22 protein-coding genes and 1 pseudogene are annotated in these 22034 nt (G+C 66.7%); 9 read left to right on the top strand and 14 right to left on the bottom strand.

Annotated features, from left to right (window positions below; translation table 11 throughout):
* The first annotated feature begins 112 nt into the window (after window positions 1–112).
* Genes ACW7G0_RS12500 through ACW7G0_RS12485 form a run of 4 tightly spaced genes read left to right on the top strand, consistent with a single transcriptional unit; the run spans window position 113 to window position 4656 of the window.
* The gene (locus tag ACW7G0_RS12500) at window positions 113–1318 is read left to right on the top strand and encodes a beta-ketoacyl-[acyl-carrier-protein] synthase family protein (RefSeq protein WP_456990183.1); all 1206 of its coding nucleotides are present in this window, start codon (window positions 113–115) and stop codon (window positions 1316–1318) included.
* Entirely contained in the window at window positions 1315–2118 is an 804-nt protein-coding gene (locus ACW7G0_RS12495) for a beta-ketoacyl synthase chain length factor (protein WP_456990041.1), read from the top strand. The genes ACW7G0_RS12500 and ACW7G0_RS12495 overlap by 4 nt, the downstream gene beginning before the upstream one ends.
* Window positions 2111–2953, top strand: a complete 843-nt coding sequence (locus ACW7G0_RS12490; protein ID WP_456990039.1) for a glycosyltransferase family 2 protein — start codon at window positions 2111–2113, stop codon at window positions 2951–2953. The genes ACW7G0_RS12495 and ACW7G0_RS12490 overlap by 8 nt, the downstream gene beginning before the upstream one ends.
* Window positions 2950–4656, top strand: a complete 1707-nt coding sequence (locus tag ACW7G0_RS12485) for an NAD(P)/FAD-dependent oxidoreductase (protein ID WP_456990037.1) — start codon at window positions 2950–2952, stop codon at window positions 4654–4656. The genes ACW7G0_RS12490 and ACW7G0_RS12485 overlap by 4 nt, the downstream gene beginning before the upstream one ends.
* Here ACW7G0_RS12485 and ACW7G0_RS12480 read toward each other — a convergent pair.
* From ACW7G0_RS12480 to ACW7G0_RS12440, 9 genes are all read right to left on the bottom strand, one after another.
* Window positions 4610–5077 carry a hypothetical protein gene (locus tag ACW7G0_RS12480; protein ID WP_456978001.1) on the bottom strand — a complete coding sequence of 156 codons (468 nt, stop codon included), beginning with the start codon at window positions 5075–5077 and terminating at the stop codon, window positions 4610–4612. The genes ACW7G0_RS12485 and ACW7G0_RS12480 overlap by 47 nt on opposite strands.
* 56 nt (window positions 5078–5133) lie before the next feature.
* On the bottom strand, window positions 5134–5871 hold the full coding sequence (fabG, locus tag ACW7G0_RS12475) for a 3-oxoacyl-ACP reductase FabG (protein WP_456990035.1): 738 nt from the start codon (window positions 5869–5871) through the stop codon (window positions 5134–5136).
* Window positions 5872–5923: 52 nt separating this feature from the next.
* Window positions 5924–6316, bottom strand: coding sequence for a phosphotransferase (locus tag ACW7G0_RS12470; RefSeq protein WP_456990181.1), 393 nt, complete (start codon window positions 6314–6316; stop codon window positions 5924–5926).
* A gap of 53 nt (window positions 6317–6369) precedes the next feature.
* On the bottom strand, window positions 6370–8751 hold the full coding sequence (locus ACW7G0_RS12465) for an MMPL family transporter (protein ID WP_456990033.1): 2382 nt from the start codon (window positions 8749–8751) through the stop codon (window positions 6370–6372).
* Window positions 8752–8761: 10 nt separating this feature from the next.
* On the bottom strand, window positions 8762–9466 hold the full coding sequence (locus tag ACW7G0_RS12460; protein ID WP_456990031.1) for a LolA-related protein: 705 nt from the start codon (window positions 9464–9466) through the stop codon (window positions 8762–8764).
* Window positions 9390–10361, bottom strand: a complete 972-nt coding sequence (locus ACW7G0_RS12455) for an acyltransferase (protein WP_456990029.1) — start codon at window positions 10359–10361, stop codon at window positions 9390–9392. The genes ACW7G0_RS12460 and ACW7G0_RS12455 overlap by 77 nt, the downstream gene beginning before the upstream one ends.
* A complete protein-coding gene (locus tag ACW7G0_RS12450) occupies window positions 10358–10654 on the bottom strand; it encodes a hypothetical protein (RefSeq protein ID WP_456990027.1) in 297 nt (98 codons plus the stop codon). The genes ACW7G0_RS12455 and ACW7G0_RS12450 overlap by 4 nt, the downstream gene beginning before the upstream one ends.
* 64 nt (window positions 10655–10718) lie before the next feature.
* Complete coding sequence (locus ACW7G0_RS12445; RefSeq protein ID WP_456990025.1) at window positions 10719–11411, bottom strand: ketosynthase; 693 nt, start codon at window positions 11409–11411, stop codon at window positions 10719–10721.
* Between the two features lie 27 nt (window positions 11412–11438).
* A complete protein-coding gene (locus ACW7G0_RS12440) occupies window positions 11439–11708 on the bottom strand; it encodes a phosphopantetheine-binding protein (RefSeq protein WP_456990023.1) in 270 nt (89 codons plus the stop codon).
* A gap of 99 nt (window positions 11709–11807) precedes the next feature.
* Between ACW7G0_RS12440 and ACW7G0_RS12435 the strand changes: the two genes are divergently transcribed.
* The 4 genes from ACW7G0_RS12435 (at window position 11808) to aroE (ending at window position 15198) form a co-directional block, all read left to right on the top strand.
* Complete coding sequence (locus tag ACW7G0_RS12435; protein ID WP_456990021.1) at window positions 11808–12833, top strand: chorismate transformation enzyme, FkbO/Hyg5 family; 1026 nt, start codon at window positions 11808–11810, stop codon at window positions 12831–12833.
* Between the two features lie 73 nt (window positions 12834–12906).
* Complete coding sequence (locus tag ACW7G0_RS12430; RefSeq protein WP_456990019.1) at window positions 12907–13155, top strand: hypothetical protein; 249 nt, start codon at window positions 12907–12909, stop codon at window positions 13153–13155.
* A 52-nt stretch (window positions 13156–13207) separates the two neighbouring features.
* Entirely contained in the window at window positions 13208–14203 is a 996-nt protein-coding gene (gene hemB / locus ACW7G0_RS12425) for a porphobilinogen synthase (protein WP_456990017.1), read from the top strand.
* Between the two features lie 143 nt (window positions 14204–14346).
* The gene (gene aroE / locus ACW7G0_RS12420) at window positions 14347–15198 is read left to right on the top strand and encodes a shikimate dehydrogenase (protein ID WP_456990015.1); all 852 of its coding nucleotides are present in this window, start codon (window positions 14347–14349) and stop codon (window positions 15196–15198) included.
* A gap of 48 nt (window positions 15199–15246) precedes the next feature.
* Here the strand turns inward: aroE and ACW7G0_RS12415 are convergent, their stop codons facing one another.
* The 5 genes and pseudogenes from ACW7G0_RS12415 to ACW7G0_RS12395 form a co-directional block, all read right to left on the bottom strand.
* Window positions 15247–15792 (bottom strand): gamma carbonic anhydrase family protein, encoded by a 546-nt coding sequence (locus ACW7G0_RS12415; RefSeq protein WP_456990013.1) that lies wholly within the window; start codon window positions 15790–15792, stop codon window positions 15247–15249.
* A 43-nt stretch (window positions 15793–15835) separates the two neighbouring features.
* Entirely contained in the window at window positions 15836–16561 is a 726-nt protein-coding gene (locus ACW7G0_RS12410; protein ID WP_456990011.1) for an OmpA family protein, read from the bottom strand.
* A gap of 129 nt (window positions 16562–16690) precedes the next feature.
* Window positions 16691–17707 carry a 3-oxoacyl-ACP synthase III gene (locus ACW7G0_RS12405; RefSeq protein ID WP_456990009.1) on the bottom strand — a complete coding sequence of 339 codons (1017 nt, stop codon included), beginning with the start codon at window positions 17705–17707 and terminating at the stop codon, window positions 16691–16693.
* Between the two features lie 159 nt (window positions 17708–17866).
* Window positions 17867–18184, bottom strand: a pseudogene (locus ACW7G0_RS12400) (DUF4156 domain-containing protein); the annotation flags it as partial.
* A gap of 160 nt (window positions 18185–18344) precedes the next feature.
* Window positions 18345–21341 carry a M16 family metallopeptidase gene (locus tag ACW7G0_RS12395; protein ID WP_456990007.1) on the bottom strand — a complete coding sequence of 999 codons (2997 nt, stop codon included), beginning with the start codon at window positions 21339–21341 and terminating at the stop codon, window positions 18345–18347.
* A gap of 183 nt (window positions 21342–21524) precedes the next feature.
* Here ACW7G0_RS12395 and ACW7G0_RS12390 point away from each other — a divergent pair, with 183 nt between their 5' ends.
* A complete protein-coding gene (locus ACW7G0_RS12390; RefSeq protein WP_456990005.1) occupies window positions 21525–22004 on the top strand; it encodes a tRNA (cytidine(34)-2'-O)-methyltransferase in 480 nt (159 codons plus the stop codon).
* Window positions 22005–22034: the final 30 nt, after the last annotated feature.

The following is a 22034-nucleotide window of genomic DNA, read 5'->3' as shown; positions in this document are numbered from 1 at the left end:
GCGGGTGCCGCTTATACTCGCGCGCTGTACGACGCGAGCGATCGACCACCCAACCCGCTTACAGGATCTCCGAGTGTCGCCAGCCTCCATCTCGCCCCGCTCCCCTGCCCCGATGACGCCGCTTGCGCTGCGTGCCTGGACCGCGACCACCGCACTGGGTTGCGGCATCCAGCCCCAGCGCTCGGCCCTGCTTGAACGCCGCAGCGGCTTGCGGCGCAATGATTTCGGCCCGCTAACCGACGGCCAGCCATTGCCGTGCTGGATCGGTCGGGTCGATGGGCTGGAAGATGCGCCGTTGCCGCCGGCATTCGCCAACTGGGAGTGCCGCAACAACCGCCTGGCCTGGCTCGCGTTGCAGCAAGACGGCCTGCCGGACGCGCTTGCAGAGACAGTCGAAAGGCATGGCGCCGAACGGATCGCGTTGATACTGGGCACGTCGACCTCCAGCATCGGTGCCAGCGAGGAGGCCTACCGGCGACTGGAAACCGGGGCCGACGGCAACTCGCACTTCCCTGCCGACATGGAACGTCCCATCGTCCACACCGTGCATTCGTTGACCGACTTCGTCCGCCACGTCACCGGCCTGCGCGGACCCTGCGTCACCGTTGCCACCGCCTGCTCGTCCAGCGCCAAGGTGTTTGCCCAGGCCGCGCGACTGATCCAGGCCGGGCTGGTCGATGCGGCCCTGGTCGGCGGCGTGGATACCCTGTGCGGCAGCGTGTTGTACGGCTTCGGTTCGCTGCAGGTGGTGTCGCCGGATCCGTGCAAGCCGTTCGATGCGAATCGCCGCGGCCTGTCACTCGGCGAGGCGGGTGGTTTCGCACTGCTGGAGCGCGCGCAACCCGGCGAGACTGGCTTGCAGCTGCGCGGCTATGGCGAATCCAGCGATGCCCACCACATGTCCAGTCCGCACCCCGAAGGGTTGGGGGCGCAGTACGCAATGCGCGATGCACTTGCCCGAGCCGGGATCGACGCCGGGCAGGTCGGCTACCTCAACCTGCACGGCACGGCGACGCCGGCCAACGATGGCATCGAAGCGGCGGCGGTGAATGCGATTTTCCCGGCCACTCTGCATGCCAGCTCGACCAAGGGCTGGACCGGCCATACCCTTGGCGCGGCCGGCATCGTCGAGTCGGTGTTCGCCCTGCTCGCACTCGAGCATGGATTGCTGCCGGGCACGCTCAACAGCGAGTCACCCGATCCGGCCTGCGGTGCCCAGATCCGCTTCGACAATGCCCACGCCGGGATTACCCACGCGATGAACAATTCCTTCGGCTTTGGCGGCAACAACTGCTCGCTGGTATTTGGCCGGTCATGAGCAGCCCGCTCACCGCCACCATCGAAGGCATCGGGTTCTGGGCCGATGGATTGCCGTCCTGGGACGCCGCGTGCGCATTCGTTGTCGACGGAACACGGCCGGCCACGGCCCCCAAACGTCCGTCACCACAGTTGCTCGCGCCCAACGAGCGCCGGCGCGCGCCAGGCACTGTCGCAGTGGCGCTGGAGGTGGCACTGGCCGCCTGCGAGGCCGCCGGGCGTGATCCGGCCGAGCTGCCGTCGGTGTTTGCCTCCACCCACGGCGAGCTGGCGATCACGGACTACATGTGCGCGACCCTCGCCAGCCAGCCGGAGACGATTTCGCCGACCCGCTTCCACAACTCGGTACACAACGCCGCCGCCGGGTATTGGACCATCGGCACCGGCGCGATGCACCCGACCACCGCGATCAGCGCCTTCGATGCCACCTTTGCCCAGGGCCTGCTGGAGGCGCTGGTGCAACTGGCCACTGGCGAGGAGGCGGTGTTGCTGGTCGGCTACGACAGCGCCACGACCGGGCCTCTGGCCGAGGTCTCGCGCAGCGAAGGGATGCTGGGTGGTGCGCTGGTGCTGTCACGCGATCCGCAGCCGGGTGCTCCGCGGATCCAGGTCACATTCATCGATGGCGACGCGCCCGTCGCAACCGGTGCGCTCGCGCGCCATTCGGACGCCAACGCGATGGCGCCGGCACTGCCGCTGTTTGATGCACTTGCCACCGGTCAGCCCGTCGTCACGCTGAATGCCGGGCCGGGACGGATACTGCAGGTCACGATCGTCCCACCGGAGGCTGCGCATGGCTGAACGCCTGGATCGCAACAACATCGCCGTGGTGATCCCCGCGCTCAACGAGGCCTTGCGCATCCGCGGGGTGGTTGAGGGAGCATTGGCCGAGTGCCGCAACGTGATCCTGGTCGACGATGGCTCCGACGACGAGACCCTGGACCGGGTCGCAGGGTTGCCTATCACGGTACTGCGCCACCCGTCTCGCCTCGGCAAGGGTGCCAGCTTGCGCAACGGGTTCCAGGAGGCGCTGCGACTGGGGGCCAAGGCGATCGTGACGATGGATGGCGACGGCCAGCACAGCGCCAGCGACATCCCGCGACTGATCGATGCCGCCAACCGCTACCCCGACCACGTCGTGATCGGCGCACGGATGCGCAAACGCGCCCGACAACCCCGTTACCGGCGGCTGGCAAATGCGTTCGGCGACTGGGGCATTGCCTGGGGCACCGGCTACCAGGTCGCCGACAGCCAGAGCGGCCAGCGGCTGTATCCGGCGGCGGTGGCCGCGTTGGACGACGTGCCCGGCGACGACTTCGTGTTCGAAGCCCAGATCCTGATCTCGGCGGCACGCGAGCTGGGTGCACGTTGCGTGTCGGTGCCGATCGAATCACGCTACCAGTGCGCTGCGCCGGAAGCCGGAGCCGATCATCTTCCGCCGACCGAATCGTTCCGCCGCAGCCATTTCCGGCCGATACGCGACTTCACCCGGATCACCGTGCACATCGTGCGCCAGTCACTGCACCCGCTGCAGATGCCGGCAACCTACCGCCGTATCCGCGCCAATCCGCCATTGATCCACGACCCGACAGGCGAGTTTGCCAGCGCCCCGATGCCGCAGACAGCCAGCTCATGAGCCAACCCGCCATCACCGACGTGGTGATCCTGGGCGGAGGACTTGCAGGCTTGTGCCTGGCGATACAGCTCAAGCAGCGTGACCCGGATATCCAGGTGACGGTGCTGGAGCGCAACACCCATCCAGTGCGCGAGGCAGCGTTCAAGGTCGGCGAATCCACCGTCGAGATCGCCGCGCATTATTTTTCCGAAGTGCTGGGTTTGCGCGACTACCTGGATCGCGAGCACATCCGGAAGTTCGGATTCCGGTTCTTCTTCAGCGAGGGCCGCCAGGAAGTGGACCGCTGCACCGAGCTGGGAATCAGCGAGTTCCTGCCGGCGCCGTCATGGCAGCTCGACCGCGGCCGGTTCGAGAACTATCTGGGTCTGCACGCGCGCAGCCTCGGGGTGGATTTTCGTGATGGCACGGTGGTGCGTGGAATCGAAATGGGCGGGGATGACGAACCGCATGCCGTGCGCTTCGAGCATGCCGGCAGTAGCGATTCGTTGCAGGCCCGCTGGCTGGTCGACGCCAGCGGGCGCACCGGGCTGCTCAAGCACAAGCTTGGCCTGGCCGAGTCCAACGACCACGACGTCAACGCCGCTTGGTGGCGCGTGGACGGCCACGTCGATCCCGCCGACTGGTCCAGCAACGAGGCGTGGTTGCAACGCTGCAAGCCGCCACTGCGCTGGCAGTCGACCAACCACATGTGTGGCCCGGGCTATTGGTTCTGGCTGATTCCGCTGTCGTCCGACTCGCACTCGCTGGGCATCGTGTGCGATGCGCGGATGCATCCGTTGACGACCATGAATACCCACGACAAGGCGATGGCCTGGCTGGCCGAGCACCAGCCGCGGATGGCCCAGGCGCTGGGGCAAGACAAGCATCGCGTACAGGACTTCAAGTTCCTGCGTCACTTCTCGCACGGCTGCACCCAGGTGTTCAGTACGAACCGCTGGGCGATCACCGGCGTCGCCGGGGTGTTCCTGGATCCGTTCTATTCGCCCGGCAGCGACTTCATCGCGATCAGCAACAGCTACGTCTGCGACCTGATCGGCAAGGATCGCGCCGGCCAGCCATTCGCGGCACACGCGGAGATCTACCAGCAGCTGTATTTCTCGTTCTACCGCAGCACCCTGACCCTGTACCAGGACCAGTACCCGTTGTTCGGCGATGCCCGGGTGATGCCGCTGAAGGTGATCTGGGACTACACCTATTACTGGTCGGTACTGGCGCCGCTGTTCATCAGCGCGCGACTCACGGCGCTACCGATACTGGGCCGGCTGCGCGGGACGCTGGAGCGCGCCAGCTCGCTCAACGCGGCCATGCAACCGCTGCTGCGTGAGTGGGGCGAGCGCAACGCCGAGCAATCCAGCAGCATCGAGGGTCCGCTGGATGGCCGCGACCTGGACCAGTACCCGATCGACTGGTTCCGTCGCATCAACGCCGCAATCAGCGACGAGCTGGACGACGACCCCTTCGTCGCCCGCGTGGGCGAAAACGTCGCGTTGATGGCGCGGTTGGCGACCCAGTTGCTGGCGCGGGCGCGCAGCGAGTACCCGCACAGTGACGACCACGGACTGACGGCGCTGCTGGGCGGCGCGATCGACAAAGGCAGGATCGACGATGACAGCGCGCCGATGCTGGAGCCGTTCTGGTACGGAACAGCGCCAGCAATCAATCCGCAGGAACGATCGGGCGCGACTGCACCGGCGGCGGATTGAACACGTAGACCGCTATCCCGGCCGCGTGCTTCTGGGTCGGACTGATATCCACCCCGATGCCGCCAGTGACGTGGCTGCGACCGCCAAAGCGGCCACTGCCGACCCCGATGCCGACATTGCTGCCACCGTAGCCTTCCGCCGCGCCTTGAAACAGCACGCCGTTGGCGCCCAGGGCGGCCGCGGCCACCCGCAGCTTGCCGATCACCGCGTTCATCTTGTTCTGCTCGCCATAGGTGAAGCCACCGCTGGAGGTCTCCAGGATCGCAATCTCCTCATAACGCCCCGGCGGCGGGGAGAAATAGACCCGGACCTGGGCCGGCGCGATGGCCGGGCGGGCTGGGCCAAGCATGACCTTGGAGGTGCTGGCGCAGCCACTGGCGGCCAGCGCAAGGCACACAACGAGCGCAGTCTTCATTCGCATGGCGAAACTCCTCGGGGTCGCCCGAGTGGACACAGTTGGCTTGAGTATCGCCCTGATCAGCCCATCCCGCCATTAACGCCGATGACCTGGCCATTGATGTAGCCGGCATCGCGCGAGCACAGGAAGCCGACCAGGGCGGCGACCTCGGCGGGTTGCCCGGCGCGGCCGGCGGGGACGATCTGCTTGATCATCTCCGGTGCAAACGCCTGGTCAGCCATGCGACCTTCGATCACCCCCGGCGCGACCACGTTGACGGTGATCCCACGACTGGCCATCTCCCGGGCCAGGGATTTGCTGGCGCCATGCAGCGCTGACTTGGCGGCGGCATAGTTGCACTGCCCGCGGTTTCCCAGCACCGCGGCGACCGATGACACGCTGACGACCCGTCCCCAACGCGCGCGCGCCATCGGCAGCAGCAGCGGTTGGGTGACGTTGAAGAAACCATGCACGGATACGTCGATTACCCGTCGCCACTGGTCCTCGTCCATCCCGGCCATCGGCGCATCGTCATGGATGCCCGCATTGTTGATCACGACCTGGATCGGGCCATCGAGCAGCAAGGTATCGATCGCCGTACGCGTCGCGGCGCCATCGGTGACATCGAAGCCGACCGCCTGCGCGCTGCCGCCTTCGTGGTGAATCGCCGCGACCACCTGGGCCGCGCGCTCGAGGTTGGCATTGGCATGGACGATGACATGCATGCCATCAGCCGCCAGCCGCGCGCAGATCGCGCTGCCGATATCGCCACTGCCGCCAGTGACCAGTGCGCGACGGGGGACGGGTGGTTCAGTCATCAGGGGTCTCCAGGGCAGTCAAGCCATCCTCGCACGCACGACGGCGAAGGCTTCACGAAGCAGGATCCGGTTGCGGCATCACCGCGGCGCGCCCTTCCGCCAGCAGGCTTCCGGCGTGGCGGATACAAAAGTGGTACTGCCAGCCGTTGTCGCCGCCGATCAGCAGTCGCGCCTCGGCTACAAGGTCGCCGGCAAGCTGGTCGATCCGGGCAACATGCAACTCGACCGCACGCAAGGAAACCAGCATGCCGGGGCGCGCGACCCCGCCCGCGGCTTGCGCAAGCAGCCCGCCATGCACCGCCATCGCCTGCGCGCCGTATTCGCACAGATGGATCGCACGCAGGCAGTCGTGGCTGCGCAGCGGGTGGGCGGGATCGCGATGACGCGTGGTGCGCAGATGGATGACGTCCGCGTCCCAGTCGAGCACCTCGTCCCACAGGCACATCTGGCCTTGGTGCGGGATCAGGCGGGCAATCTCATCGCGCCCGACGGGCCGGCTCACAGTCGGCTCCGTGCGAGGTCCCGTGACGTTGCCATCGACGGTTTGCCGGTTGCGTCCTGGCGCACTATCAACAACGACAACACGAAATTGAACAGCACGCCCATCGCCACGGTACTGCCGATCGCACGCAACACCGGGATGCTGGAGCTGGCCAACAGCGCAAACACCAGCAGCGTCGCCAGGCTGCACACCACGATCGCATGCAGCGCGCGCAGCTGACAGTCGCGATCGTCCCCGGCGTGATCGAAGAACAATCCGTAGTCCAAGCCCAGCCCGGCGGCGAGGATCAGCGCGACCAGGTGGAACAGGTTCAGCTCCACGCCCAGCCCACGCAACACCGCCAGCAGCAGCAATGTCGCCAAGGCCATCGGCGCGACCACGCGCAACGCCCGGCGCCAGTCACGCAGCGCCGCCCACACGGTGGCAATCAACAGCACCGCGGCCAACGCCAACGCCCACAACAAGCGCTCCCGGTACTCGGCCACCAGTGACTCGGACGCCTGCTTGAGGTCCAGCAACGTCGCGCCATGCGGTTCGATCTTGCGGGCGACGGCAACCGGATCGGTCAGCCCGCTGAGGGCGACCAGGGCCGTGACATGCCCATCGCCGCGTACGAGCAAGCCGTCGACGCTCGCCGCCAGCGGCGTCCCGGCCAGGTCACCGACCGTCAACGGTGGCGCAACGCGTGCCGCCGCCACATCCGTCAGGAACGGCGCAAAGACGTCGCTTCGGAAAGGGCTTGCCGCCACCGCCTCTTCCAGCGTTGCCTCCAAAACGGTGGCATCGGGCAGCCGCGCCTGGCGTGCGCGTTGGGTCGCGGCGCTGGGCAGGTAGCGTGCGGCCAGCTCGAACCCCTGCACCAGCCCGTCGTCGCGCAACTGCCGCAGTACCGGTTGCAGGCGCTCGGAAGCCTGCAGGACCGATTCGGTGTCATCGGCCTGCAGGGTCACCAGGTAGCGCACGTCGGGAGCTCCCAGCTCGCCGCGCAGCTCGCCATCCAGGGCCAGCAGATGCTCCGGCACCGGGGTCAACCTGGACAGGTCGTTCTGCCAGAACGACCCCGGAGCGAATCCGGCGACGGCAGCGGCCACGAGCGCCAGCAAGACGCATGACACCACGCCCATCCGCGGCCAGCCCGAGAACCGCTTCCATAACCGCGCCATGGTCGGTGAAGCCGCGGCATCGTATGGATTTCCGCCGTTCTCGGCGGTATCGATCAGGCCCGGCAGCAGGAAACGCGTCGCCAGCGCGGCAACGCCGAGACCGGCAATGGTGAACACCGCCAGCTGCTTCAGGCCTTCCACGCCCGACACCAGGAAGGTCAGGTAGGCGATGCAGGTCGCGACCACGCCGGTGCCCAGGGTTGGCCACAGCTCACGCGCGTTGTCCCACGGCGACAAACCGGGCCGCTGGTGGCTGATCAGGTGGATGGGATAGTCCTGGGCGACCCCGATCAGGGTGAAGCCGAACGCCACGGTGATCCCGTGCACGCCATCAAACCCCAACGCGACCGCAGCCAGACCGGCCAGTCCACCGCTGGCCAGCGGCAATGCACCCAGCAGTGGTGCCTTCCAGCTGCGGTAGGCGAGCAGCAGCAGCAGCGCGAACACCAGCCCGTCCAGGGTGCCGATCAAGCTGGCCTCGCGTTTGGTGCGTCCGCCGACCTCGACCGAGAATGCGCCGGGACCGGTCATCACCAGCCGCGCCGGACTGTCATCCCGAACCTGTGCAAACGCGTGTTCGATCGCGGTCACCGCCGACTGCTGGCCGCTTGGGTCGAACCCCGCCGCCTGGGTTTGCACCGCAAGCAAGGCGCGTTCGCCGGCTTGATCGAACCACACCCCGTGCAGGCGCTGCGGTGCGCTTTCGGGTTGCCAATCCTCCGCCAGCGCGAGGATTTCCAGGGTCGGATCGGCCGGCAACAGCGGCTCGATCAGCGCGGCTGCCGGCGAGCCCAGATCCTGCACCCGCGCCTGCAACTGGTCGGCCAGATAATCCGCATCCAGGCGTTGCGAATCCAGGGTGTCGGACAGCAAATATCGGTAGGGGCGCAATCGCTCAGGGATCGCCTCCAGCCCGGTCACCTCGCCATTGGCCACCAAGGCGAATTGCTCATCGTCGGCCAGCGTCTGGCGCAGCGTGGTCGACTGTCGCGCCAGTGCCTGCGGGTCATCGTTGGACAACGCCAGCAACAACAAACGCGAACCCGGGCCTTCGCCAAGCTCGTCGATCAACATCTTCTGCTCGGGCGTGCGCGCCTCGGGCATGAACTTGCGCAGGTCGCCGCTGAGCTGCAGGTGTTGGCCGATCCACCAGCCCGCGCCCAGCAACAGCGCCAACCACGCCAGCGCCAGCGCCAGCCGCCGCGTAGGACTCATGGTGCCGGACTCATCGCGCAGGCACGCCGCTGCGGTGGCACAACCTGGCCAGGGCGGTTGCATCGTCGACACCGGCCGCGTCTCGCGCGGCGCCCGCCAACAGGGTGCGTTGCGGCTCCGGGTCCGCGGTGGTCCGGGTCTCGATGCACCGCAGCTCCGCGCCTTGGCCATAAAGGGTGATATCGCGCAGCTTCGCGACCAATTGCGCGTCCTTCGGCACCATGGTCAGGGTCCATTGCTGGCGGCTGCCGTCACTGCTGACGGCATAGTGTCGTTGCAGCGCGGCGCGATCGCCCGACAGCAACGCGCCGAAGCTCGCTTGCAGGCTGGCCAGCTCCGGGGCGCGGGTCAACGAGAACGTGCGTGGTGATTTCCCGGCGCGCTCGATGGTCGCCTCGCCAGCGGCAATGGTGGTGGTTTCCGCATAGGGCGCTCGTACCTCACGCACCAGCACGCCAGCCGCAGGCTGGCGGTACTCGCCGCTGAGCCGCAATGGATTTTTCAGCAGCGGCGACTCACGCAGCTCGACGAAGGCGGTACGCATCGGCGCCGGACGCGCCAGGCGAGCCAGGATCCAGTCGCTGTCCACCTGGTTGGCGGCCGTTGCCGGACTGGCTGCCGTCTGCGGCGCGGCCGCCTCAGCCGTCGCGGTGGTCGGCAACAACGCGCCTGCCAGTGTCAGTGCCAGGGCGGTGGAGATCGGTCGCATCATCATCGGCTTGCCAGAAGTCATAGAAGTTGAACCAGTTGTACCGCGCACTACATGCATGGTGCTGCAAGCGGCTGGCGTAACCCTGAACGAGGGCGGCCAGCTTGGCAGGGCGCTCCTTGCGGGGTATCGAGAGCCCTTCACTGAGCACCTCGAACACCAGGTCGTAGCGGTTGCCACCGCGATACAGCCCGAAACCCAGAACCAGTGGCACATCAAGCACACTGGCCAACTGCCAGGGCGCCAGCGGGAACCGGGCGACATCGCCCAGAAATTCGACCGGGTGCGAGGGTTGCCCCGGCTGGACCCGGTCGACCAGCAGCGCGACCAGCGCCCCGGCATCGGTGGCTTCCTTGATGGCCAGCAACACCGAAGGTCCGCCCTGGCCTGCATCGATCACGGTTCGCGCCACGGCGGGGTTCAGCGCATCCAGCAAGGCGGTCAGGGCCGGGTTGTGGCCGACATCCAATACCACCCGCAACTGGACCTCCGGATGGGTTGTGGAGAGCACGCGCAACACCTCGAAGCTGCCAAGGTGGGAGCCAAACATCAGCGCACCACGACCGCGCGCGATCTGGGCCAGCGATGCCGACGCGCCCTGCACACGCACATCGAAGCGATCCAGCTCACCGCCCAACAGGAACACCCGGTCCAGGATGGTGGCGGCAAACGCGTGGATATGACGGGCGACCTCGGTCAGTCTGGCGGGCCGGCCCAGCACCCGGGTCAGGTAGGCGCGTGACGCGCGCCGCTCCGGGCCGCGCGTGAGCAGGAAGTAACCGGTGATCGGAACCAGCAGCAGCCGGGCCGGCCAGCGTCCGGCACCACGAGCGATAGCGGCGATCATCCGCAACGCGGTGCGGTTGCCACCCTCGGGCCGCCGCTGCCAGAGCCCGGTCACCGTGCTGCTCCGGCCAGGAGGTCGCCCCGGGCCAATACGGTGTCTCCACGCAATACCTGGAAACGCCAGCCTGCAGGCTCCAACCGGGTCAGCTCCACCCGTGCGGGCTGGCCGGGCAACAAGGGCTGCAGGAACTTCACCCGTGGCAGGCGCAGGCCCGCCAGCTCCAACCCGGGCTGCATCAGCTCAACCGCATCCAGGACCCGGTCCAGCAGGACCACGCCGGGGACCAGCGCATGGCCGGGGAAATGTCCCGGCAGGCTGGGGTGGTCGGGCGGGATCACGAATGGCATCGACGGCACGGCAATCCTGGATTGCAATGGGACCGACAAGGATAAGCCAGCACCGCTGCGGCGGTCAGTGGGATGAGTCTCGCCAGAAGCGCGGGCCGAGCGCGGCCATCCGGCGCAGGAAATCAACAAAACTCCGATACGGGGCATCCGGGAACAGTCGCTTGCGCAGCAGGTACTCGCCAACGAAGAAGGCGCCGATGATGCCGTAGTCGAGCAGGTTGGCGAACCACGACCAGGTCTGCTGCGACACGCTGACCAGCGGCGGCTGACCAAGGCGGACCAGCAGACCGTCGGGCACGGCGATCATCGCCAGCACGCCATCGGCCAGCGCCAGGGTACCCAGCAACAGCGCCCAGGCCAGCGTCAGCCGACGGGTGTAGCGCTGCAACCGCGGTTCCAGCGCCGCCGGCTCACAGGCTTCCATCGCCGCGGCGATCCGGCTGATCAATGGCACCCGGCCCGGCCGCAGGCTGCGGCCAAACCACCACGACACCAACGCGGTGAACAGCATTGGTGGTGCCAGCAGCAACAACACCGGGATGTCGCCGTCATGAAGCGACCACAGCCCGGCCACGGCCAGCAACATCACCACCCAGGCCCAGCCCCGCAGGCGCACCAATGGCACCAGCAGCACGACCAGCACCAGATCGGCCAGCGCCACCGCCGCCAGCAGGTTGTCGCCATCGACGCTGGCGCGATGGGCCAGCAACGGATAGGCGACGGCCAGCACCAACCGCGCGACCACCACGATCGTCATTGACGGGTCGTCAGCACGGGCTCCGGATCAGGCGGCCTTGTGTTGTTCGACATGCGCCGACAACGCCGCCAGGGAGGCAAATACGCGACGGTTTTCCTCATTGTCCGAACGCAGTTGGAACCCATGCACCTTGCTGATCGCCAGGGCCAGCTCCAGGGCATCGATCGAGTCCAGTCCCAGCCCGTCACCGAACAGCGGTGCCTGCGGGTCGATCTGCGCCGGCTCGACATCCTCCAGGTTCAGGCTTTCAACCAGCAATTGCGCCAAGGCGGCCTCGGCAGGAGTTTGTACGGGCATTGACAGGTTCCAGGACAATTCAAAGAGGTAACGATCCGGCATGCCGCGCTCCGGCGCAACCACACGGGCGTGCACGGGCCACCGGCTATCATGGGCGCCATGATCCAGCCCAACCCTGAACCCTTGATCCACGGCTCCCACCCGCATCCGGCGCCGGCCTGCCTGGCGGTCGATTACGTCCACCAGGACCTGGCCGAACTGCTCGCCGCGGACGACACCTTGGCGGTGTTTGGTTTTGGCGACGCCGCACCCCACCATGACGATCCACGCTACCTGCGGGTCGGCCTGCAACCTCTCGGCAAGGCACCGCTGGAGGTCTGGCGCGCCAGCCCGGGCGTGCGACGCGGCCGTGAGGGCAATGTGGCCTGGGCCGAGGATGGCGCGCTGCAATTTGGGGCCATCGAGATCGACGAGCCCGCGGGTGAGGATATCGGTGCCGCCGCCGAGAGCGCCTATCGCGAACTGCTCGCGTTCACGGCCAGGCGCGGCTACCCGCACCTGCTGCGGATCTGGAACTACCTGGACGCGATCACCGACGGCGACGGCGATGGCGAGCGTTATCGCCGCTTCTGCGTCGGCCGCGCCATCGGGCTGGGTGAGTTCGATGCCGCGCAACTGCCCGCCGCGACCGCCATCGGCCGCGTCGATGGCCAGCGTCGCCTGCAGGTCTACTGGCTGGCGGCGAAGACCCCCGGAACCGCGGTGGAGAACCCACGCCAAATCAGCGCCTGGCGTTACCCGCGCCGCTACGGCCCGCGTTCACCCAGCTTCGCTCGCGCAATGCTGCCGTCGCCGGGCAGCACCATGCCGTTGCTGCTGTCGGGCACTGCGGCCATCGTCGGCCACGAGTCGCGGCATGCCGACGCGATCGAGACCCAGCTCGACGAGACCTTGGCCAATTTCGACAGCCTGATTGGCGCCGCCCGCCGCCTTCGACCCGGAGTGCCGACCAGTTTCGGTGCCGGCTCGCACCTGAAGGTGTACGTGCGCGACGGTGCCGAACTGGACCACATGGTCACGATGCTGGAACAGCGGCTGGCACCGGACGTACCACGGATCGTTCTGCACGCCGCCATCTGCCGACGCGAATTGCGAATGGAAATAGACGGCACGCATGACCTTTGATCCTCGCCCACCGGCGACCAGGGCGCGATAATGATCACCTTGAAACCAGCGACAGCATGACGGAGAAACCAGCATGGGATTGATCAGCCTGTTATGGGGCATTGTCGCGATGATCTGGATGGTGATTGCACTCATACCGATCATCGGCATCACCAACTGGCTACTGATTCCGTTCGCAGCGGTCGGCGCGCTCATCGCCGCCATCGGCATTGCGTTCACCCGTAGCCAGAATCGCGGCCGGGCGAAAGCCGGCCTGGTGATGAACGGCATCGTGATCATCGTCGCCATCGTTCGCCTGAGCCTGGGTGGCGGGCTCTTCTGAGGCCCGACCATCGGCCCGGATATTGTCGGCGCGCTGGCGTAAAATGCCGGCCATGAGCAGTTATCCCCATATCCGTCCGCGGCGGATGCGCCGCGACGATTTCTCGCGCCGGTTGATGCGTGAGACGGTCTTGACCTGCAACGACCTGATCTACCCGGTCTTCGTCCACGAGCTCACCGGCCGCGAGGCGGTCGCCTCGATGCCGGGTGTGGAGCGGCTGTCGATCGATGAGCTGCTGAAGGTCGCCGAGCAGGCCAGCGAACTGAAGATCCCTGCGCTGGCGCTGTTCCCGGTCACCGCACCGGACGCCAAGTCGCTGGATGCCGCGGCGGCATGGGATGACGATGGCTTGTGCCAACGAGCGGTACGCGCACTCAAGCAGCGTTTCCCGCAGCTCGGGGTAATCACCGATGTTGCCCTGGACCCGTACACCAGCCATGGCCAGGACGGGCTGCTGGATGACAGCGGCTACGTGGTGAACGAAACCACCGTGGACGCGTTGGTCAAACAGGCGCTGTCGCATGCGGCCGCCGGCGTCGATATCGTCGCACCCAGCGACATGATGGATGGCCGGATCGGCCGGATCCGCGAGGCGCTGGAGGCCGAAGGCCACATCCACACCCGCATCATGGCTTACAGCGCCAAGTACGCCAGCGCGTTCTACGGCCCGTTCCGCGACGCCGTCGGCTCGGCGTCCGCGCTCGGCAAGGCCGACAAGCAGACCTACCAGATGGACCCGGCCAACTCGGACGAGGCCTTGCGTGAAGTCGCGCTGGACCTGGACGAGGGTGCCGACATGGTGATGGTCAAGCCCGGCCTTCCCTACCTGGACATCGTTCGCCGGGTGAAGGATGCGTTCGGCGTGCCGACCTTCGTTTACCAGGTCAGCGGCGAATACGCGATGCTGAAGGCCGCTGCGAACAACGGCTGGATCGACGAACGCGGCTGTGTGATGGAAGCACTCACCAGCATCAGGCGCGCCGGCGCCGATGGCGTGCTGACCTACTTTGCGCTCGATGCAGCCCGGTGGATCCACGAGTCCGCCTGAAGCGCCGTAGCGTCATGAATGCTTTTGGTGCCACTCGCCGCCGGCCGCGTTGACACCGCGACGGGTAGACTGCGTGACAAGGCCGTGTGATGTCGCTTTGCGCGTCTGCCTGTATGCATTCTTCATTTCCAAGCGAGGCCACCATGACCATTCCCCGCTTCGCCGTGATCGGTCACCCGATCGCGCATTCACTGTCACCGCTGATCCACGCCGCCTACGGCCGGCAAACCGGGATCGCGCTGGAGTACGACAGCATCGATGCCGATGCCGAGCATTTCGACGCTGCACTGGTCGAGTTTGCTGCCCATGGCGGCATCGGCGCCAACGTCACCTTGCCGAACAAGGCCCGTGCGGCCGCAATCTGCGGCAACCTGACCGATCGCGCCCGACGCTGTGGGGTGGTCAATACGTTGATCCGCACCAAGTCCGGCTGGGAGGGTGACAACACCGACGGACTCGGTCTGGTGCGCGACCTCACCGACCGGCACCGCCAGGATTTGCGCGGCCGCCGGGTGTTACTGATCGGCGCGGGCGGCGTGGCGCACGGCGTGGCTCCGGCCCTGCTCGATGCCGGCATTGCCGGGTTGTTCATCGTCAACCGCACCGACACCCGCACCGATCGACTCTCCGACCTGCTGGGCGAGCCCAGCCGGGTGCACCCGCGCAACTTCTCCGATTTGGGCACGGTGGGTGCATTCGACCTGATCATCAATGCCACCTCGATCGGCCGGAACATGGATGGTGGCGAGCTACCGCTACCCAACTCCCTGATTGCCCCGCGTTGCGACGTGGTCGACCTGGGCTATGGCGAGGCGGCGATCGGATTCCTGAGCTGGGCTCGCGCCGCGGGCGCCGACCAGACGATCGATGGGTTGGGAATGCTGGTGGAGCAGGCCGCCGAGAGCTTCAAGTGCTGGCACGGCGTGCGTCCGGACGGCGATACGATCTACGCCGAGCTGCGCGCTAGAAGCAACGTGCCGGTTACCCTCGCCTGACGCAAGCGACCCGGGCGCCTGAGTGCGCCCGGACGGTGAAACGTCCGGTCAGGCCTTGGCCTGCTGCAGGTATTGGTCCTTCAAGGCCATGTAGTGGCGCGCGCTGTACTGCAGTTGCTCGATCTCGCGGTCGCTCAGCGTGCGCACGTAACGCGCCGGATTGCCGAGCCACAACTCCGCTTCGCCAACGGTCTTTCCCGGCGGCACCACGGCGCCAGCACCCACGAACCCGTATCGCGACACCGTCGCGCCATCGAGCACGATCGCGCCCATCCCAACCAGGCAGAACTCATCCAGCTGGCAGGCGTGGATGATCGCGCCATGGCCGATGGTGATGTCGTTGGCAATCACGGTGGGAAACCCACCGGGACGGGTGAACGGTCCTTCGTGGGTGACATGGACGATGGTGCCGTCCTGGATGTTGGTACGCGCGCCAACCTGGATCGAATTGACGTCACCACGCAGCACGCAGCCGGGCCAGATGGAAACGTCGTCGGCGAGACTGACGGCACCGATGACGGTGGCCGCCGGGTCAACGTAGACGCGCTCGCCAAGGGTCGGGGTGTGGTCGGAAAACGGTCGGATAGTCATCACCACAGTTTAGTGGGATGCGCCGGCCAGCGTCAGCCGATGCGGGTCACAGCACCCGGAACTCGATCCGACGATTGCGCGAACGGCCCTCATCGGTGGCGTTGTCGGCGATCGGTCGATCCGGCCCGAAGCCTTGTACCCCGAGGTTATCGGCACTGATGCCGTGGTGCTCCAGGTAGGCCTTGACCATGATCGCCCGCTGCAGGCTCAGGGCAATGTTGGCCTGGCGGAGGCCGACGCTGCCGGTATGGCCAATCACCTGGACCTGCTGGTTGTCCAATTGCGCCCGTGCGGCGGCCATCTCATCCAGGATGGCGCGGCCGCCGGCGGTCAGGGTCGCGCTGCCACTGTCGAACTCGATGATGCGATCGGCCAGCGTCCCGTCCAGGAGTGCCTGCGGGGTGGCACCATGGTCGTCACCGCCGTTGCTCAACGCATTTTTCAGCACATAGTCCGGGCTGGCGGCATTGGCAATGGCGCTGGCCACCTGCTGGCGCGCGGCCTCGTTACTGACCTGGCCACTGACGCGAATACGGGTGCCATCGATGGCCAGCTGCCCGGCCGATACTTGCTGCAGCTGCGGCCCGAGCATGCCCAGTACGCGGTCCCGCCAGTTGGGTGGAGCGATCACGGCGTCCACCTCGATCCGGTCGACGACGCGCTGCGGACCGTACAGCTCACCCAGCCGCGTCAGTATCGCCGCACGGGTCGCCTCGTCGGGGACGGTACCGGCGGCGATGACCTGCTTGTCTGCATCGGGGGCGGATGCCATGGCGGCGGATGCCACCGGAGCAGCCGGCGTCGGCAGCTGCTGCGCGGTGGCGGCCAGGCTCGCGCACGCAAGGGTCGCGCTGGCAAGTCCGAGCAGGAAGGTGGCAAGTCGTGGGCGGTGACCTGATGGTTACCAGACCACCTCGGCCATCGAGCAATTCAGGCCCGAGCCGATACCCAGCAGGGCCACCCGATCACCTTTTTTCAATCGACCCATCTCACGCAACTTGCTGAGTACGATCGGCACCGATGCCGGTCCGATGTTGCCGTGCTCGCCGAATATCGTCAGGACTTTCTTCGGATCGATACCCATCGCCTTGGTGAAGGCGGCGGTGTGGACCTTGCTGACCTGGTGGATCACGAACTCATCCAGCTCCTCGGCTACCCAGCCCAGTTTCTGCTTGGCGACCCCGAACGTTTTCTCAGCCAGCTTGATGCCCTCGCTGAGCAGCAGGCGGGTATCGGTGACCATGCCGTCAAGATTGCCCCGGCATAATTTGTTCCATTCGGTCGCCGCACGACTCACCCCGCCCTTGTAGCGCGGTGCACCCGGCGCCAGCTCGGCACGCGCCATCACCATCGCCGCGGCACCCGAGCCCAGGGTCAGGGTGGCCAACTCGCTACGGAAATCCGCCTCGGTGGAGTCGGCGCGGGTCATGCGCTCCAGGGTCTTCTCGTAAGCCAGGTCGGCGGTCTCGCCATCCACGACCAGTGCGTAATCGATCTCGCCGCACTCGATCATGCGGCTGGCGATATCCATGCCATTGATGAACGCCAGGCAGGCATTGGCGACGTCGAAATTCTGGCAGGTGTCGGGCAGGCGGAGATTACCGCTGACGATAGAGGCGGTGGATGGCTCCAGGTAATCGCGGCTGACCGAGGTGTTGACCAGCAGGCCAATCCGGTTGGGATCGATGCCCGCGTCCGCCAGCGCCTTGACTGCGGCCAGGGTGGCCGCATCGGAGGCCAGCATGTCGCCGTCCCAAAGACGTCGCGCGTGGATACCGGCAATATCTCCCAGCACGTCGGTGCGGATACCCAGACGGTCCAATGTCGGCTTGAGCCGGAGGTTGATCTCGTTCGAGCTCAGCCGGCGCGGCGCGTCGATGTGGGCCAAGCCGGCAATGGCGACATGTTGGAACTGCATGAATGGTAGACCAGAAAGACAGGTATCCCGACAGGTTAACGCTTTGCTGGCAAGCCTGCATTAACCAATCCACCGCTGCCCGGGTCAGCCACCGACCGGATAGGTTTGCACTTCACCCTTGGGCGCGACCGGAATCCCCAAACTGGCCGCCGGCTGGTTGCCACCGCAATGGTAGGCGGCGAAACGCTGCTCCCCCTTCAAAGGCGGCCCCAACGGCTGAATGGTATCGGCCTCGATACCCGGTGCTTCATTGCGGGCCGAGGTCTCCAGCTCCTCCCGCACCCGCAGGTCATTGCGCTCGTAGAACGCCACGCTGTCCTTGACTGACACGGCAATGTCGCCGCGCTTGGTGCAGTCGGTCGGCGCCGGGCCAGCGGAAATCACCTGCACCGCGCTGGCGCCGGGAGCCATGGGCACCCAGGTACAGCCACTGGCGAGGGCAAACGTGGCGCAGCCGAGAATGAACAGGCGAATCATGGGGACTCCTGGGACGACGAAGCGGGGTTCAATTGTGGCCCCGTTTGGCGACGCTTTTGCACCCGGGCCTGAACAAGACAGGCCTGGACAAGACAAGCGCGAGCCGGGCGGACACGCGATGCGCGCCCACCCGGGTTGGTTGCGATGAAAAACGTCGACTTCAGTTGCCGTTGCCTTCTGTTTCGGTGGCGTCAGCGGCTTCGATCGCGTCCGGTGTCGGTTCCGGCGTCGCCTTCGCCGTGGCGGCGACCGGGTTGCCATCGGCATCCAGCACCTGGACCGTGCCCAGCTCGAGCGCCCGCACCGGCGCGCCGATCTGGTCCAGGTCGCCCACCACCACCCAGGTCAGCGCACCCGGCGCGATGGTGCCGGCGGCCTCGGCCACCTGCGCCGGAGTCAATGCCTTGATCTCCGCCTGGTGCTCGAACACGTAATCATCCGGGCGGTCGTAGCGCACGATCCCGGCGAGCGTCCCAAGCACGGCGCGGCCGGTTTCATAGGCGCCTGGCAGGCTGCGGATTTCGTTGGAACGCACCTTCGCGACTTCTTCGGCCGTCGCCGGCGCCGAGCCATCCGCGTATTCGGTGATCTCGCGTTTCATCTCGGCCATCGACTCGGCCGTCTTGTCGATCTGAACCGGCGCGAACGCCAGCCACGGCCGCTGCCCCAGTGCGTTTGGCGAGAAGCTGTAGGCGCCATAGGCCCAATGCTTGTCCTCGCGCAGGTTCATGTTGAGGCGGGAACTGAACTGGCCGCCGAGCACGGTGTTGGCGAAATCAAACTCGGTAGCGTCATCCGACATCGTCGAGGGCACCAGCTGGCCGACGTAGATATTGGCCTGGACCGCACCCGGCTGGTCGATCAGGAACACGCGCGACGCATCCGGCAGCGCCACCTGGGCCACCGACGCGGTGACGGCCGGCTCGCCTTCGCCCTTCCAGTCGCCCAGGTGCTTTTCCAGCAATGGCACGATCTGCTCCAGAGTGGTGTCACCCACCACGACCAGCGTTGCGTTCTCCGGCCGTACCCAGGTGTCGTGGTACTCGACCAGGTCGGCACGGGTCAGCGAGGCAATCGACTTTTCGGTGCCCGAGCCACTGAATGGCATCGCGTAGGCGTGACCCTCGCCGTACAACAGCGGCGGCATTACCCGCAGCGCGGCCGCGTTCGGACGCGCCTTCTCCTGCTTGATACCGGCAATCCAGCTGGCCTTGATGCGGTCGATCTCGGCCTGGTCGAAGGTCGGCTCGCGCAGCATGTCGGCGAACAGGGCCAACGACGGGTCGAGCTTCTCCTTCAACGCCGACAGCGAGGCACTGGCGCCGTCGAGGGAAGCATTGGCACTCAGGTTCGCGCCCAGCGACTCGGCCGCGGCGGCGAACTCCAGCGCGCTGTAACCCGCCGCGCCGTCATCGAGCATGCTCATGGTGAAGCTCGAGGTGCCGAGCTTGCCGTCACTCAGCACGTCGGCCTTGTAACCGCCGTCCAGCAGCAGGCTCATCTGCACCACCGGCACGGCGTGACGCTCGGCGAGGATCACCTTGGTGCCATTGTCGAGTGTCGCGCGCTGCAGCTGTGGGAACTTGAGTTCGGGGAACTGTTCGGGCATCGGCACGCCCTTGCTGCGATCGACCGTGGCCGGCAACACGCTGTATCCGGGATCGACCGGCGGCAGCGTGAGCGGCGCAGGCTCGACGGCCGGCTCTTCGGCCAGCGCGGTGCGCTCGCCGGGTAGCACCACCAAAGTGTGGTCGCCATCGCCCAACCATTGGTTGCCGACGGCCTGCAACTGGGCCGGGGTCACCGCGGCGATCATCGCCATGCTTTCGCGGAAACAGCCGGCATCGCCGGTAAAGATCTCGCAGCTGGCCAGCGCGTCGGCCTTGCCACCGAAGCCACCGATGCGTTCGACCCCGCGGATGAAACCGGCGCGGATCACGGTCTTGGCCTGCTCCAGCTCCTGGGCGGTCGGGCCCTCGGTCAGCAGCCTGCCAAGCTCCTCGTCGATGATCGCTTCGACCTTTTTCGGGTCGACGCCTTCCTTGACGCTGGCGGTCACCAGGAAATTGGAGCCCAACTGCGACTCGCTGACGCCGGCGCTGACACTGTCGACCAGTTTATCCCCGTGGACCAGCCGCTTCTCCAGCCGCGAGGTGTCGCTGCCGCCGAGGATCTGCCCCAGTACGTGCAACTGGTCGACGTCGGTGGTGCCGGTTGGCGCGACGTTCCAGGCCCGGTAGATGCGCGCCTGCGGAACGGCGTCGTGCATGGTCTCGCGGGTGTCGGCGGGACGCACGGCGACATCGACCGGCGGCTGCGCCATGTCCGGACCGGCCGGGATCGCGCCAAAATACGTGGCGACCTTCTTTTTCGCCGTCTCCAGGTCGATGTCGCCCGCCAGCACCAGCACCGCGTTGTTGGGGCCATACCAGGCGCGGAACCAGTTTTTGACGTCTTCCAGCGAGGCCGCGTTGAGGTCGGCCATCGAGCCGATCACGCTGTGGTGGTACGGGTGGTCTTCCGGATACAGGGCGAGGTTGAGCTTGGTCCAGACCTGGCCGTAGGGCTGGTTCTCGCCCTGGCGCTTCTCGTTCTGGACCACCCCACGCTGCTCATCGAGGGTCTTCTGGTCGATCGCACCCAGCAGGTGGCCCATGCGGTCGGACTCCATCCACAGCGCGGTGTCGAGCGCGGTGGTCGGCACGTTCTGGAAGTAGTTGGTGCGGTCGGTGTTGGTGGTGCCGTTCATGTCGGTAGCGCCGACCAACTCGAACGGGTCGAAGTACTCGCCTGGGGCGTTCTCCGAGCCGTTGAACATCAGGTGCTCGAACAGGTGGGCGAAGCCGGTGCGGCCGCGCGGCTCGTCCTTGCTGCCGACGTGATACCAGACGTTGACCGCGACGATCGGCGCCTTGTGGTCTTCATGCACGATCACCCGCAGCCCGTTGGGCAGGGTGAACTCCTGGTACGCGATATCCACGCTCTCGGCTCCGGCATTGGCCGCGGCCGGGGCGTCTGTGGTCGGAACAACGTCCGCGCGCGCCAGCGTCGGGGCGAGGGCCAGACCCGCCACGGCGGCTGCCAGCGCCAGGGCGAGCACGCTGCGTCGGACGGCCGAGGGGTGCGGGGTTGCCGGAAAGCTGGACGATACGGACATGAAATACTCCTTTTGCATGTGGATCGCCCGGCACGGGCGGAAGCGCCAATCTTAACGGTACTTGAATTATGAGTACCGGGTCACAAGTCACCCCCCACCGATGGTCACCGGATCAGCGTGCCGCCACCGCACTGGACCCCATGGAGCATTCCCGCGAATGGCTACGCCTTCTAGACTGTGCCGATGTTCAACGTCATCCTGTTTCAGCCCGAGATCCCGCCCAACACCGGCAACGCGATCCGGTTGTGCGCCAACACCGGTGCGCGGCTGCACCTGGTCCGGCCGCTGGGCTTCGAGCTGGACAACAAGCGCCTGCGCCGCGCCGGCCTGGACTACCACGAGTACGCCCGGGTACAGGTCCATGACACCCTCGCCGCTACGCTGGCCGCGATCACTGAAACCCAGCGCGCCACGCCGCGACTGTTTGCGGTGACCACCCGCGGGGCAACCCGCTTTGACGCCCCGGGTTATCAACCGGGCGACGCGTTCCTGTTTGGACGCGAGACCAGCGGGCTGCCGCCGGAGGTACTGGAACAGGTCCCGGTGGAGCAGCGGATCCGGCTGCCGATGCAGCCCGACAACCGCAGCGTGAACCTGTCCAATGCGGTCGCGGTAGTAATGTTCGAAGCTTGGCGCCAGCATGGATTTGCCGGCAGCGTGTAGCCGTCCAGGCGACCCGGACCAGGACGGCAC

This window comes from Lysobacter sp. A286, assembly GCF_054052105.1.
This window is presented reverse-complemented; position numbering and strand designations above follow the sequence as displayed.